General features: G+C 69.1%; 11 protein-coding genes. 10 read left to right on the forward strand and 1 reads right to left on the reverse strand.

Annotated elements, in window-relative coordinates; translation table 11 throughout:
• Positions 1-80 precede the first annotated feature (80 nt).
• Complete coding sequence (locus ACFWRV_RS17915; protein WP_384335373.1) at positions 81-827, reverse strand: DNA-methyltransferase; 747 nt, start codon at positions 825-827, stop codon at positions 81-83.
• 579 nt (positions 828-1,406) lie between these two features.
• On the opposite strand from ACFWRV_RS17915, the gene ACFWRV_RS17920 reads away from it, so the two are divergent.
• The 10 genes from ACFWRV_RS17920 to ACFWRV_RS17965 all read left to right on the forward strand — a co-directional run bounded on the left by ACFWRV_RS17920 (position 1,407) and on the right by ACFWRV_RS17965 (position 12,779).
• On the forward strand, positions 1,407-2,552 hold the full coding sequence (locus ACFWRV_RS17920; protein ID WP_384335376.1) for a C40 family peptidase: 1,146 nt from the start codon (positions 1,407-1,409) through the stop codon (positions 2,550-2,552).
• An 88-nt stretch (positions 2,553-2,640) separates the two neighbouring features.
• Complete coding sequence (locus ACFWRV_RS17925; RefSeq protein ID WP_011029048.1) at positions 2,641-2,949, forward strand: DUF6112 family protein; 309 nt, start codon at positions 2,641-2,643, stop codon at positions 2,947-2,949.
• The gene (locus ACFWRV_RS17930; protein ID WP_384335379.1) at positions 2,949-3,629 is read left to right on the forward strand and encodes a hypothetical protein; all 681 of its coding nucleotides are present in this window, start codon (positions 2,949-2,951) and stop codon (positions 3,627-3,629) included. The genes ACFWRV_RS17925 and ACFWRV_RS17930 overlap by 1 nt, the downstream gene beginning before the upstream one ends.
• 28 nt (positions 3,630-3,657) lie before the next feature.
• The gene (locus tag ACFWRV_RS17935) at positions 3,658-5,067 is read left to right on the forward strand and encodes an ATP-binding protein (RefSeq protein WP_384335383.1); all 1,410 of its coding nucleotides are present in this window, start codon (positions 3,658-3,660) and stop codon (positions 5,065-5,067) included.
• Positions 5,068-5,287: 220 nt separating this feature from the next.
• Entirely contained in the window at positions 5,288-6,754 is a 1,467-nt protein-coding gene (locus tag ACFWRV_RS17940) for an SCO6880 family protein (protein WP_384335386.1), read from the forward strand.
• Positions 6,755-6,779: 25 nt separating this feature from the next.
• The gene (locus ACFWRV_RS17945) at positions 6,780-7,232 is read left to right on the forward strand and encodes a DUF6238 family protein (RefSeq protein ID WP_384335390.1); all 453 of its coding nucleotides are present in this window, start codon (positions 6,780-6,782) and stop codon (positions 7,230-7,232) included.
• 26 nt (positions 7,233-7,258) lie between these two features.
• Positions 7,259-8,821, forward strand: coding sequence for an ATP-binding protein (locus ACFWRV_RS17950; RefSeq protein ID WP_384335393.1), 1,563 nt, complete (start codon positions 7,259-7,261; stop codon positions 8,819-8,821).
• Positions 8,822-9,203: 382 nt separating this feature from the next.
• Positions 9,204-9,518: a peptidase inhibitor family I36 protein gene (locus ACFWRV_RS17955; protein WP_384335396.1), complete on the forward strand. Its 315-nt coding sequence runs from the start codon at positions 9,204-9,206 to the stop codon at positions 9,516-9,518.
• A gap of 67 nt (positions 9,519-9,585) precedes the next feature.
• Positions 9,586-10,212 (forward strand): ABC transporter ATP-binding protein, encoded by a 627-nt coding sequence (locus ACFWRV_RS17960; protein WP_384335400.1) that lies wholly within the window; start codon positions 9,586-9,588, stop codon positions 10,210-10,212.
• Positions 10,209-12,779 (forward strand): hypothetical protein, encoded by a 2,571-nt coding sequence (locus tag ACFWRV_RS17965; protein ID WP_384335404.1) that lies wholly within the window; start codon positions 10,209-10,211, stop codon positions 12,777-12,779. Before ACFWRV_RS17960 ends, ACFWRV_RS17965 begins: the two co-directional genes overlap by 4 nt.
• Positions 12,780-14,211 lie beyond the last annotated feature (1,432 nt).

Consider the following 14,211-nt stretch of genomic DNA (forward strand, 5'->3'; position numbering starts at 1 on the left):
GTTGCATCGGGTAGTCGATGCACCAGCCGCCCCTCTGGCGTCTGTGGGCCGCCGGCCCCGGCCTCTCTCCGCTCTCACGATCATGCCTCCGGTCCGGCCAGCTCGAAGTCGTCCTTCGTCAGTTCGGCCCGCAGCCGCTCCTCGGCGACGTCCGCGTAGTGCGCGGACAGCTCGACGCCCACGAAGCGGCGTCCCTCGCGCAGGGCCGCGACCCCGGTGGAGCCGCTGCCGGTGAACGGGTCAAGGACGGTGCCGCCCTCGGGGCAGACCTGGACGAGCTGCTGCATGACCTCGACCGGCTTCTGGGTGATGTGAACCCGGTCCTTGCGAGGCTGGGAGGCGATGTAGTGCCCCGGCAGGTAGAGATCGCGGGTGTTGTCGAGGGAGCCCTTGACGCCCCAGATGATGAACTCCGAGTCCTGCTTCGGCCCGCCCTTGCGGGGCCGGCTGGAAGGCTTGATCCACGGAATCGTGCCGCTCCAGGTCCATCCCGCCATCTGCAGGGCGTCGGAGGTGGTCGGCTCCTGGCGCCAGTCGGTGAAGACCATCGCGACCGCGTGCTCGGTCGAGGCACGGTACGCCTCAGTGAGAAGTTCGGTGAGCCAGGAGCGGTAGGAGCGCTGGTCGCGGTTCTCACCCGGGAAGTTGGCGAGGTCGTGCGCCGAGTTGCTCGTGACGTACTTGGCACGTGCGGTACGGCCGGTTCGGTCCGAGCTGGTGCGGCCCCCGGAGTTGTACGGCGGATCGGTGATCACCGCCTGGACGCTCTCGTCCGGGAGGGACTTCAGGACGGTCAGGGCGTCGCCTCGGTGCAGCGTGTAGCTCATGGGGAGGGCCTCTCTTCGGGCGCGGCGGAGTCTGGACCTGCTCCGGACAGCGCTCAACGGCGTGCATCCGGTGCGAGGTTGCAGCGGAGGTTAACGGCGAATTCCGGCCGCGCCTAACGAGGTGGCTCCCTCTTCGGGCCCCTGGATGGCAGTCGTTTGGCGCGGCCGGAATCCCGGTCTACTGTCTCGCCGTGCCACCGGGAAGGAGCGCTGCTCCACCCCCGTTGAGCTGTGCTTATCCGTGCCGTCTCGTCCAATCGAGCAGCGTCGGAGGCATGTTGCCCATCTGCCCGCGAGCGCCGTGAGGAGGCCCCTGTGCACTGCCTGAGATTACGAGCGCGGCTGGCTGCCGCGCGTGACCTGAAAACGGCGTCCGGGAGCTACCAACTCCTCTGACCCGGGCCCGCCGAGAGGCGGATGCACATCGGCGCGGTGCCGACGGCTTTGCACGAGAAGTCGGCACCGCGTCTCCTTCGAACACCGAGGAGCCGCTGCGATGCAGCCTGCCCTGACACACCCGCGCCCCGACCCACCTCCCTCGACCGGTCCGCACCACCGTCGCGCTGAACGGCGGCGGCCGTGAAGAAGACGACGGGAGCCTTCGTCGGTCTGTGCGCCACCGGACCACTCCTGCTGGCACTGCCGATCCTTGGCATCGGTGCCGGGACCGCCTCGGCTTCGTGCTCGACCGACGGTGCGCAGGGTGTGGACGCCTCCGCCGTCGCAAAGCAGGTGAAGGCCATCCTGGACGGCGGCGACAAGGGCTCGGTCTCCGTGCCGGGTCTGGACGCGCCTGCCGACCAGGTGCCCAACGCCAAGACGATCCAGGCCACGGGCGTCGCGATGAACATCCCCGCCCGAGGGCAGGTCGTCGCCCTGGCGACCGCACTGCAGGAGAGCGGCCTGCGGAACCTGACCTACGGCGACCGCGATTCGCTGGGTCTCTTCCAGCAGCGGCCGTCGATGGGCTGGGGCTCGGCCAGCCAGATCCTTGACCCGGTGCACGCCTCGACGAAGTTCTATGAGGGGCTCAAGAAGGTCTCCGGCTGGCAGTCCCTATCTGTGACTCAGGCCGCCCAGGCGGTGCAGAAGTCGGGCTTCCCGGAGGCGTACGCCAAGTGGGAGCCACTGGCCACCGCCCTACAGAAGGCCATCGAGCCCCTGCTGCAGAAGGCCGGCGGTCCATCGCCGAGCCCGTCGCCGTCCGGCTCTGCCGACACCGGCAGCTCCTCTCCCGATTCCGCGGGGGGTTGTTCGGCGGACGGCGACGGGACGGACTTCGGCACCATCCCGGCGGGCGCCCTGCCGGACGAGTACAAGATTCCCGCCTCCGCGCCGCCGAAGGTACAGACAGCGATCCGGTGGGCGCTCGGCCAGCTCGGCACCCCGTATCAGTGGGGCGGCACGTGCACCGACTCCCACGGCAAGAACCCGATGGGCCGCTGCGACTGCTCCTCCCTGATGCAGGGCGCGTACAAGGCCGCCGGGGTCACCCTGACGCGGACCACGTACACGCAGGTCAAGGACGGCAAGGCCGTCTCGGTCGATGCCCTCAAGCCGGGCGACCTCCTCTTCACCGAGGGGACGGCCGCCGTACCGGAACACGTCGGGATGGCGATCGGGCAGGGCCTGATCGTCCACGCCCCGCACACCGGTGACGTCGTACGGATCACCACCGTCGCGTCCTGGAAATCGCGGATTCTCGCCGCCCGCCGAGTCGTCTGACCGGTGCTCCTCCCCTCCTCACCTCCCCCTCGCACCGCTGGTTCGCCCCGCCGGGCTTTGGCGTGCGCTCATTCGAACTGGAGTTCCCGTGTATCTCGCTGAACAGGTCATACAGCTCGCCTACGACCCCGGAATCAAGCCCAACGAGGGCGGGCTCCCTGGCCTCAACGTCCTCAAGCAGGTGATGGGCTCGATCAACTTGTTCGGACTCATCGCCGTGGTCGGAGCCCTCGCCGTCAGTGCGGGCGTGTGGGCCTGGGGTCACCACTCCGGTGGTCACCAGGCCGAGGCGAACGGGAAGAAGGGCGTGCTGGTAAGCGCGGGTGCGGCCCTTCTTCTCGGTGCGGCCAACGGTGTGGTGGCGTTCTTCTCGACGCTCGGGACGCAGGTCCACTGATGGCTCAGCACTCCACCCACCCCGGCGGCGCATCTCGCGTGCGCCGCCGGGCGCTGCTCGGCACTGCCGTCCTGGCGGTGCTCGTCACCCTCGCCGGCTTGGCCGCATACCTCACCCGCGAGGCCCGAAGCCCCTCCGATACTGCTTCCCCACCGCCGAGTTCGCCCACGGCGTCCTCGTCGCCCGCGACATCGTCCGGGCCGCACACCCGGCCCCGCGCTCTGCCCGTTCCGCCGAAAACCTACGACCCGATCACGTACGGGAAGGCCGCCGCAGCAGCGCTGTGGTCGTACGACACCCGCGCGTACTCGCAGCCCGAGCTGCGCAAGGCGCTGCGCGGCTGGCTGACCACGGAGTCGAAGTACGCCGATCCGACTTCCGTCGACCAGGTGGTCCCCTCGGCCACGCTGTGGAGGGAGATGGCCGCCAACAAGCAGGTCGCCACAGCCAAGATCAACGAGGGGCACTTCCCCCACGCCTTCACCCAGGCCCTCCAGGACGACCCCGGGGCGATCGCTCAGGCGTACGTCTACGCCGTCACGGTCTCCGGCAAGCAGTCGATTCGCTGGAAGGGCTCGGCTGCCGGCGGCGCGGAGAGCCGCTCCACCACCCTCGCGGTCCAGTGCCGACCCAACCACCCTTGCGCCCTGGTCGGCGTCATGCCGTCCGTCGCGCCCTGACCCTCGCCCCAGAACGGAGGTACGAACCATGGGAGTCTGCGACTTCCCGCTGATGGACAAGGTGTGCGGCGCCGTCGACTTCGCCACCAACCCCGCCGGAACCGTCACCGACGGCCTCGGCGCGTGGATCGCGAAGTCGGCGGGCGAGCTGGCGTCCAGCGCGGCCGACCTGGCAGCCAAGGCCGTCAACAAGACGACGGCCATCGACCTCAACGCCGGGTGGTTCCGCGACAACTACGAGCTGCTGCTGCCCATCGGCCTCGCCCTGACCGTCGGCATCTTCTGCATCCAGCTCATGACCGCGGCCTGGCGCCGCGACGAACGTGCCCTCGCCAAGGCGGCGTTCGGCACCATGACCGGAGTCCTGTTCAGCTTCTCCGCCATCGCCTTCACCACCGTCGCCATCACCGTGGTCGACGCGCTGTCCGACGGCCTCTTCAAAGCCGCCAACACCTCGATCGACGACGCGATCCGCCGTGTGATCAAGGTCGACCAGATGGGGGCCATGTACGGCCTCGGCTGGGGCGTCCCTTCCCTGGTCGCCTTCGGGTGCGCAATCGGTGCCTTCCTCTACTGGGGCGTGATGGTCGCCCGCAAGGTCGGCGTCCTGATCATGGTCGCGCTCGCGGTGTTCGCGGGTGCCGGCGGCGGCTGGGAAGTCGCCAAACGGTGGCGGCGCGGCTGGATCGAGGCCACCGGCACCCTGATCGTCTCCAAGCTGTTGATGACCGTCGTCTTCCTGATCGGCGTCTCCGCCATGGGGAAGACCGACGCCAGCGACGGAATGGCGGCCCTGTCCGACGCGATGGCCGGCATCGTCGTGATGGTCCTGGTATTGCTCTGCCCCTACGCGACGTACAAGTTCGTCCACTGGGCCAGCGACGGCGGCGGCCACGACGACATGCACCGCACCGGTGTCGCTGGCATGGCGGTCGCCGCAGGAGCCGCGAAGACCGCAGGCAGTCTCGCGCTGCGGGCCGGTACCGGCGCCCCAGCTCCGCAGGGTCCGAACCAGGTCCCGGGAGCGGGGACCGATGGTGTCGCCTGCGGCATCGACCCCTCCGGCGGCAACCTCAGTAAGGAGGGCATCGACGCCGGGCAGCCCAAGCAGCAGACCCGCTTCCGGTACGGCGAAGACCCGGACGCGAGCGGCGACAAGGGCCGGGCTCTGATCCAGCGCCCCGGGATCCCGCCGCTGATCACACGTCCTGGCGAGGACGAATCGGAAGGGTCCGAATCGACTGCCCAAGGCGTTGCGGGCGGCTCCGGTCACCTCGCAGCCGCGTCGGCTCCGGGCGGCGGTATGACCTCCATGCCGCCAGCCGGCCCCGGACCTTCGGCCTCGGGCACTCCGGCGGCCGCGTCCGGACCGTCGGCCACCGGCTCCGCGACGCCGGCGAACTGGGTGTATCCCACCCGGCCGCCGTCGGGTTCCTGACCCACACATCCCCGGGGGGGGGGGGGGGCGCGCGGCCGGCCCCCCGCGACCCCACCCCCCCGCCGGGGGTTTGGCCGTCGGGGCTGCAAGGGGGCGGCCGGCCCGGGCCGCACTCCGCGGCCCGCCCCCGCCTCCCCCACCAGCAGGAAGGTTTCGCCATGACGTCCAGAAGAGCGCCGCGCGCCCCGTCCTCCGCCCGCTCCCACCGTCTGGAACCACCATGTCCGGCAAGCACCAGTCCTCCACGCCCACCGTGAAGTTCCCGCACCGCAGCAGGCGCGGCGTCCTGCTCGGCCTGTCCGTCCCGCAGTTGGTCGTCGCCGGGCTCACCGGCCTTCTCCTTCTCGCCGTGATCCTCGCCCGCGGTGTGGTCGGCGCCCTCCAGCTCATCCCGCTGTGGGCCGTGATCGCCCTGCTCGTCTTCGTCCGCCACCGAGGCCGTGCTCTGGCCGACTGGGCCCCGATCGTCGTCCGGTACGCGCTGCGCCGGATGCGAGGCCAGCTCGTCTGGCTCACCCGCCCTTCCCGCCGGCCGACCCGCGAGGGACTGCTCCACCTTCCCGGCACCGCTGCCAGCCTGCGCGTGACCACTGCTCCCGACGGCAAGTACGGCGCCGTCCACAACCCGCACACCGGGACGCTGGCCGCGGTGGTCAAGGTCTCCTCCCGCGCCTACGCCCTGCTCGACCCCGGCACCCAGCAGGCCAACGTCGGCGGCTGGGGACGCGCACTGGCAGCCCTCGCCCGCACCGGGCAGATCGCCAGCATCCAGGTGATCGAGCGCACCATCCCCGACTCCGGCGACGCGCTGCGCCGCTACTGGGAAGAGCACGGCCGCCCCGACACCCCGATGGCCGGCGCGATCTACAACGAGCTGATCCAGAGCGCCGGTCCCGCAGCCGCCCCGCACGAGGCGTACGTCGCGGTGTCCCTGGACACCAAGGCGGCCCGTCGGCTGATCAACCAGGCCGGTGGCGGTCTCACCGGTGCCTTCAGTGTCCTCGCCCAGCTCACCTCCACGTTCGACCAGGCGGCGCGGACCGCCGGTCTCACCCCGACGGGCTGGCTCACCGCCCGCGAGATCGCCGCCGTGGTGCGCACCTCTTACGACCCGAAGGCGCTGGCGACACTCGACCGCTGGTCCACGGCCGGTCGCCCCGAGGCCGAGCCCGCCGCCGCCGGACCCGTCGTGGTCGTCGAGAAGGCGGACCACATCGCCACCGACTCCGCCGTGCACGCCACCTACTGGGTGGAGAACTGGCCGCGCACCGAGACCAGCGCCGGCTTCCTGCACCAGCTCCTGTTCACCGGCGGGGTGAGGCGCACGCTGTCGCTCTCCTACGAGCCGAAGAACCTCGACGCCGCCCTGCGCGACGTGCAGCGCAAGAAGTCCAGCGTGATCGCCGACGCCGCCGAACGGGCCCGGCGCGGCCAGGTCGACTCCGAGGCGGACTCGATCGAGTACCAGGACATCAAGTCCCGCGAACGCCAGCTCATCGCCGGGCACGCCGACGTCGCCCTGACCGGTCTGCTGACCGTCTCGGCCGACACCGAGGACGAGCTGCGCACCGCCTGCGCCGTCGTGGAGACCGCCGCTGTCGGCGCCCAGCTCGATCTCCGGCTGCTGACCTGGCAGCAGGCCGAGGCGTTCACCGCCGCCGCCCTGCCGCTTGCGCTCGCCGCCTGACCCTTCCCTTCGAAAGAGCACCCTCATGTCCCGCACCGCCAGCCCGACCGCGCAGGACTTCGTGCCCTTCGCCACCGCCGCGCTCGACTTCCACCGGGCACTCAACATCCCGGGCGGCCCGCTGGTCACCACCCGGGCCGAGCTGGACACCCTGCACGCCCACCTCGTCTCGCTGTACGGGCTGCTCGACGCCCACGCCGGTCGCACCGGGCAGCTCGTCGCTGTCGAGGGCGACCAGCTCCATACCGCCCGCACCCGCATCTGGCAGGCCGCCGAGCACCTCCACGCCGCCTACCACGCGGCGCCCCGGCCGGACTCCGGCGAGATCCCCGCACCGGAGGCGTGCCAGGCCGGCCTTCCAGAGGGAGCACCGGAACTGACCATCTGCCAGCGCCACCAGCGCACCGCTCATCTCGTCCGGCGGCGCACCACCCCGGCCGACCTGCACGCCCCGTTCACCGGCCTCGTTCGCCGCTGACCCACCCCTCACCTGGAGAAACGCTCATGCCCCGTACCCGCGCCAGCGCCTCCCCTCTGTTCGTGCCCCGTAAGACGACACGCGCCGAACAGCGGGTCGCCCGAGCCGGTTTCACCGAAGCCCGCCGCCAGGCACGCGTCGCCGGAAACCCGCCCAAGCACCGCGCCGAGCAGACCCTCGACCCGGATCTGCGGCCCACCTACCCGCTCGCCGGTCGCCCCGGTCCGGCCTCCGCCCGCGGCGGCAAGCTCGCCCTGCCCGCCCACCGGATGACCACCGCGACTGCCAGCGGCGCCTACCCGTTCGTGGCCGAGGGCGGCCTGGGCGCCGAAGGGGTGTTCATCGGCCGCGATGTGCACGCGGAGGCGGCCTTCTGCTTCGACCCGTTCTCGCTCTACAACAGCAACAGGGTGGAGGGCTTCACCAACCCCAACGCGGTCCTGGCCGGGATCATCGGCATGGGCAAGTCGGCGCTGGCAAAGTCGATCGCCACCCGGTCGATCGCCCACGGCTACCGGGTCTACATCCCCTGCGATCCCAAGGGGGAGTGGACCGGTGTCTCGCAGGCCCTCGGCGGCTACAGCATCGCCCTGGGCCCGGGGCTTCCCGGCAGGTTGAACCCGCTGGACGCCCCGGCCCGCCCCGCCTCCGTGAGCGAGGAGGACTGGTTCACGGAGGTTCGCAAGCGCCGTCTGCTGCTGCTGGCCAGCCTCGCCCGCACCGTGCTGAAGCGCGACCTGCTGCCGATGGAGCACACCGCCCTCGACCTGGCCCTGGATCTGGTTGTCGCCGACGCCGCCGCCCGGGGCACGGTGCCGCTGCTCGGCGAGATCGCGCACGTACTCGGCTCCCCCGAACGCCTCGACCACGCCCTCGGCCACCAGGCGGGGCACCTCGGTTCAGCCGCCCAGGACCTCGCCCACGCCCTGCGACGTCTCGTGCACGGCGACTTGAGCGGCATGTTCGACGCGCCGAGCACCGTGTCGTTCGACCCGACCACACCGATGCTGTCCATCGATCTCTCCCGTCTCGGCGGCTCCGGTGACGACACGGCACTGGTGCTCGCGATGACGTGCGCGAGCGCATGGATGGAGTCAGCCCTCAGCGATCCCGATGGTGGTCGGCGCTGGGTGATCTACGACGAGGCGTGGCGGCTGATGCGGCACGTCGGGCTGCTGGAGCGGATGCAGAGCCAGTGGAAGCTCTCCCGAGGGCTGGGCATCGCGAACCTCATGGTGATCCACCGCCTCAGCGACTTGCTCTCGGCGGGCGACGCCGGTTCACGCGGCCGAGTCCTGGCCGAGGGGCTCCTCGCGGACTGCAGCACGCGCATCATCTACCGCCAGGAGCCCGACCAGCTCGCCGCCGCTGCCTCTCTGCTCGGCCTGACCGGCGTCGAGACCCAGGCGGTGTCCGCCCTGACCAAGGGCCGAGGTCTGTGGAAGGTCGCCGGCCGCTCCTTCATCACCCAGCACATCCTTCACCCGGCCGAGCGTGACCTGTTCAACACAGACGCCCGCATGGCGGCCAAGGTCCGTGAGTTCACGAATACCGACGCCCTGATCTCCGTGAACCGAAGGGTGGTTTAGCGATGACGAGCGTAACCGAAGAGTGACTCGTGGCACCCAGGACCCGATATCGGTCGAATGTCTCGCGGGCATCCGGGGCGAACTCGGGTCGTCCAACACGGAACCCGCACGCACGCATGAGGCTCAGCGGTCGCTCGAGATCGAACATCCGCCCAGACCTCCGACACATGGACGACCTGTCGTCAAGCCGTGTCGAAAGAGTGGCCAATGTGTGGCGTGATGCCACTGTTCCCCTTGAATCGTAAGTATGCCTACGCACATGATCTGTCGACTCCGAGCGACACCTGTCGGACGACTTGCAGCCCGCTCAACCAGCCTAGGAGACATTTAGAGAGCCAAGAAGGTCATAGCTTCGACCGCGCTCCTGTTCGCCGCCCTGGCGATGACGCCCAGCACGGCTAACGCCGCCCTGAGCGAGTGCAATTCGAACAACATGTGCCTGTGGGGCAACAACGACTTCGCTTGGCTGATCGGCGAACGCGCCCACGGCCAGAGCTCGTTCGCAAATCTGAGCGGTGAGAAGAACGACGAGATGGACTCCTGGGCGAACCGCTCTGCGAGCTACGATGGCTGCATGGCTGGCAACGCCAACGGCGGCGGGGACAAGCAGGGCATGCGCAGGGGCAGCAACGACAACAACGTCTCTCCCTTGAACAGCGACGAAGTTTCGTCGTTCCGAACCTCAGGCGGTTGTTGAATTGATTGAGGCCGTAGATGCCGCGCTGATCCGGACCAGGGGGGTCTGCAAGGCTTACCGCTCCGAAGTGGAGACTGTGTGGGCCGCGCGGGATGTGGACTTCGAGGCACGACCGGGCGAGTTCGTGTGCATTTACGGCACCAGCGGTTCGGGGAAGTCGACTCTGCTCAATCTGCTGGCAGGTCTGGATCTCGCCGATACCGGCGAGATCCAGGTCGGCGGCGTCGAGGTGGGGACCGCCGGTGATAAACAGCGAGCTGATCTCAGGCTCCGCACTGTGGGCGTCGTGTTCCAGGACCACAACCTGATCCAGGAATTCACGGCAGCAGAGAACGTCTCCCTGCCCCTGGAAGCACTCGGCCTACCGACCGCACAAGCCCGCTCGGAAGCCCTGCGGCAGCTAGCGCGGGTTGGCCTTCCCGGCCTGGAAGACCGGTTTCCCTCACAGCTCTCCGGCGGGCAACGCCAGCGTGTAGGTGTGGCGCGCGCCTTGACCGGACAGCGCGCGGTGCTCCTGGCGGACGAGCCGACCGGAGCACTGGACTCCGCTGCCACCCAGGAACTGTTTGCCTTGATCCGCACGCTGTGCGACGAGGGCGTATTGGCCGTGATCTGCTCACACGATCCCCGCTGCCGGGACTACGCCGACACCGTCTACGAGGTCGTGGACGGCCGGCTGGAGAGTCGTTCGTGAAGCCTCGATCCGCGGAGGCCGCTGCCGGACAGCAATTGCGGCTGGCCTTCCGGCTGGCACGGCGGCTGGGACGCTCGCGCGCTCTGGTCCGCTCCACCCTGACGGTGTTCGTTGCCGCGGTCTTCGTCATGGCGATGTTCATCGTGCTCAAGACCCTGTCGCTGTCCGGAGCGCAAGTCGCCGATCGGGACATGGGCCGGTTCGATGCGTCGGTGGGCTACGGCAGCATCCAGCTCCCGCCCGGGGACGACACATTCGCCCCAGAGCTGCGAGAGCGCCTGCAACAGGCAGGCATCACCGATGCGTTGGTTATGCTCAGCGCCTTCGACGTCCAGCTCGATACCACGCCGGCACGCAATGTGACCATGTTCGAGGCTGACTGGAGCTCAAACCCATACCCGCGTCGCTACGACCTTCAGTCCGGACGTTGGCCGACCGGTCCGGGCGAGGTCGTCGTCACCGAGCCCCAAGACGTGCGGACCGCACCGGGCAGAGAGCTGACCGTGCTGGGAGACGTCCGCCTCAAGGTGGTCGGCACGGCCGACGACCGTAATGCCAGCACCACGAACCTGCTGGCAGGCCCTGGCACGTGGGCGGCGTTGGACGAGAACCTGGTCGAGGGTTTCCCCATCTTGGCCACCCAGCCCCTCCTCTTGTGGTCGGGCGCCGAGCCCAAGAGCGCAATCACGGCGTTCAGCGCCGCAATCCGCGACTGGGAGAAAGAGCAGAACAGAAAGTCTGAAAGTGACATCGCCGTCGCCAACACGCTCTCCCTGCGGGAAGAGGGCAGCGGGGAGGGATTCTGGATCGAGAAGACCCCAGCCGGCTACACGGTCCCGGCCCTCCTAGTGCCGCTGGGCGCCGTACTGCTGGTGTTCGGGCTGAACGACCGGCGCTTTCGGCGCACCGCAGGCTCCCTGACCTCCCTGGGCATCTCCCGCCGTACCGCAGCGGCTGGCCTCACTCTCGCCACGCTGGCCTGGTCCCTTATCGCGGCGACCGCAGGAGCCGCAGCCGGTCTCGGCGTGGGTGCGGCTGCCCGCCTCCTCGTCTCCCACCTGAGAGAGCGTCCGGCCGGTCCCATCGACGGACTCGCCGATCCCGCCCTCCGCCTGCTCATCCTGATCGTGCTCACCTCTCTGTTCGCAGGGCTGGCGCTGGCACGCGATGACCGGCGCCACGCCGCGGCGCCGGCCAACCGCGACAAGACTGGCCGCTCCACTGGCGACGTAGCCACCACCAAAACGTCTCGTCGCATCCGGGATACCCGCCAGGTACTGGCAGTGATCGCCTGGTGCGCCACAGCCGTCTACGCAGTCCGTGTCGATTCCCCGGCTATGGCCATGACCCTGACCGGCTTGGTGACCGTCGCTGTGCTGCTGGTCATCCCCGAGGCGTTCGCACTGTCGCTGAAGGTTATCCCCGAGAAGGGCCCCCGCTCCCGGCTCGCCCGTCGGCAGCTGGCCGCCGACTCGCGCCGCGCCTCCGCCTCCCTCGCCGTACTCACGGTCCTCTTCGGAGCTTCCCTAGGATTCCTCGCCCTCCTGGACACGCTGCTGCGCACGGCCGACACGCAGAGGCACCCCGACGTATTGTCCGGCCAGATCCTGCTGGCCGACAGCACCAGTGACCGCTTCGCCCCCACGAAGTCCGTGCTACGGGCCGCAGAGGCAACTGGCCTTTTGGACGGCCACCCCCGCTTCGAGATCACTCCCGCCTACACCATGGACAGCGACAACGTCACCCGTTCAGCCACCCGGCCGGGCAGCGACACCATTTTCCTCACCGTGAAATCCCCTGCCGACGCCGAGCGCCTGCTCGGGCATTCCCTGGGCCGTGAACAGTTGGCCACTCTGACCGAGGGAGGCTTGCTGATCTGGTCCGATGCCCCGGGCGCCCCAGAAGGCACCTCCGCACGTACCAGCCTCGTCGTGCACCAGGACGACAAGACCCTTGGCCGCACCCCAGAACTCCCGATGGTCGCGGTGGACGCGGCACCGACCCAGTGGCGAGCCGGCAGCGACGGCATCATGCTCCGATCCACAGCGAGCGAGCTTCGGCTGCCCATGCCTCCTCAGGGGCCGATCATGATAACCGGCCTTGCGGACACGCAGACCGAAGCCGTTCAGCAAGCCCTCATCACCTCCGGGCACGACGGACGTGCAGCACGGATCTACGTGCCCCCCGAGCCGGCCGTCGCACCGGCGGCACTGCTCGCCACCGCAGTCGCGCTCGTACTCCTCGTCCTGACCACAGTACTGACGGCTATCCGCGGCCAAATCCGGACACTACGCGGCTACATGGTCGGCCTCACCGCCCTGGGACTGCCCCCTGCCTGGACTCGGCGCATCCTGCTCTACCAGCAGGCAGCCCTCATAGCGGTCAGCACCCTGCTCGGTCTGGTCATCGCCTTGCTGCCTACCGTGATCATCGCCAACCGGATCTCCGGCTTCGTCCTGAGCGTTCCCTGGGCACAGTTGACCACCCTGCTCGCGGCCATTTACCTCGCGGCACTCCTGGCCGCTGCTCGTTCACTCATCCGGCTCCGGGAACAAAGAGAAAGCTGATCGTTCCGCGCGCTGGCGTGAGCCGCACCAGTGACGACGAGGGTGCGGTTGGGGACGCGCGGAACCGGCGCGCACAGCGCGCGAGGTGACTGCGCCAGGGCGAATCAGATGCCGAGGTAACAGTCGGTGGTGGGTGGGGGTCACGCTCGGGTGCCTGCCTAGCTCGCGCTATGAGTCCCCACGGTGTCGGCGGAGCCGCCGGCCAGATCCTGGTGCTCAAGGGTGTTCGTGTAGCGGAGTGCGGCAGTGATCGAGAGTCCGAACAAATCACAAATGCGTCGGACGTCCCCGCCGGTGGCGTGGATCTTCTGCAGGATGCGGTCCTCCCGCAGCGCTTGGGGCTTCAACTGGGCAGCGACCCAGGGAAAGTTTCGGCTGACGGGTGTGGTTCGTGGGGCGGTCCTCCGGTTGATGAAGAGGTGGGCATTGAGAGTGGCGGGCCAGGTCCTCGTCCGGTGGTCGAGATAGGCGGTCAAGCGGGTCAGGACCCGGGCCGGCCAGCGAAATTGTTCGGTCCTGAAGCTTGAGGCGTCCGTCCCGGATGTCGGTCAGCTGCATCCCAGCCAGCTGCGGGCTGGTCAACGCGTGGAACACGACGAGCGCGACGGCCAAGGCCACGGCAGGGTCCGGTGAGCTGAGCGCCTTGCAAATAGCCTCGCTGTCTAGTGGGAGGGGAACCGTGGCGTTGACGGGAGTGATGGGAAGCCCACGCGTCGGATCGGTAAACATCATCTTCCGGGCCTTGAGGACCTTGAACAGCGACCGGAAGCCTTGCTCGGCGAAGTTGCGCTGCGCCCCTCTGGCTGGGAGAGCGGCGATGAAGTCCTTGCGGCTGACCTCCGCCAGGGACTGGCGCCCAGTTTCCGCAGCAGCAGTTGCCTCCACTTCAGCGGGGTGAACTGAGCGACTTCGAGGCGGTGTTGAGGCGGCTCGACGGTTGCCGATTCACCATGCGAGCGGTGTCGTTTGCCACGCGGCACGTAGGTGTGGTATAGGCTGGCCAGGTAGAGCTGTTGGCCGTTGCGGCATAGCGCTGCGAGGTCGACCGCCCGGCCGGGTTCCTTCACGCGGCGTCCTTCCACGCTGCAGAGGCGGCACATTCCGGCGTCGCCGATCGTCGTGTGGAAGCCGCACACCATGCATTCGGCCATCGGATAGTGGGTTGCCCACCAGCGACAGCTCCAGCAGTACCAGCTGTGGGCGCGATGGACGCCCCAAGCCAGGCAGCTGCGGCACGCCCCGGGATACATCGGCGCGCCGGGGTGGCACGAGTCGCACTGGCCCTGGCTGAAGTACCGGTCACGGTCCCGCAGCTTCGGCACGGAGGTGGCGCGACGGGGCCTCCGGGCAGGCACTCGTAACAGAAGTCCATCCGCGGCTTGGTCCATGCAACGCGGTGGACCTGGCAGATCGCGCACTTCGAGGGCGGCGG

Source organism: Streptomyces sp. NPDC058576 (assembly GCF_042718715.1).
GTDB lineage: Bacteria > Actinomycetota > Actinomycetes > Streptomycetales > Streptomycetaceae > Streptomyces.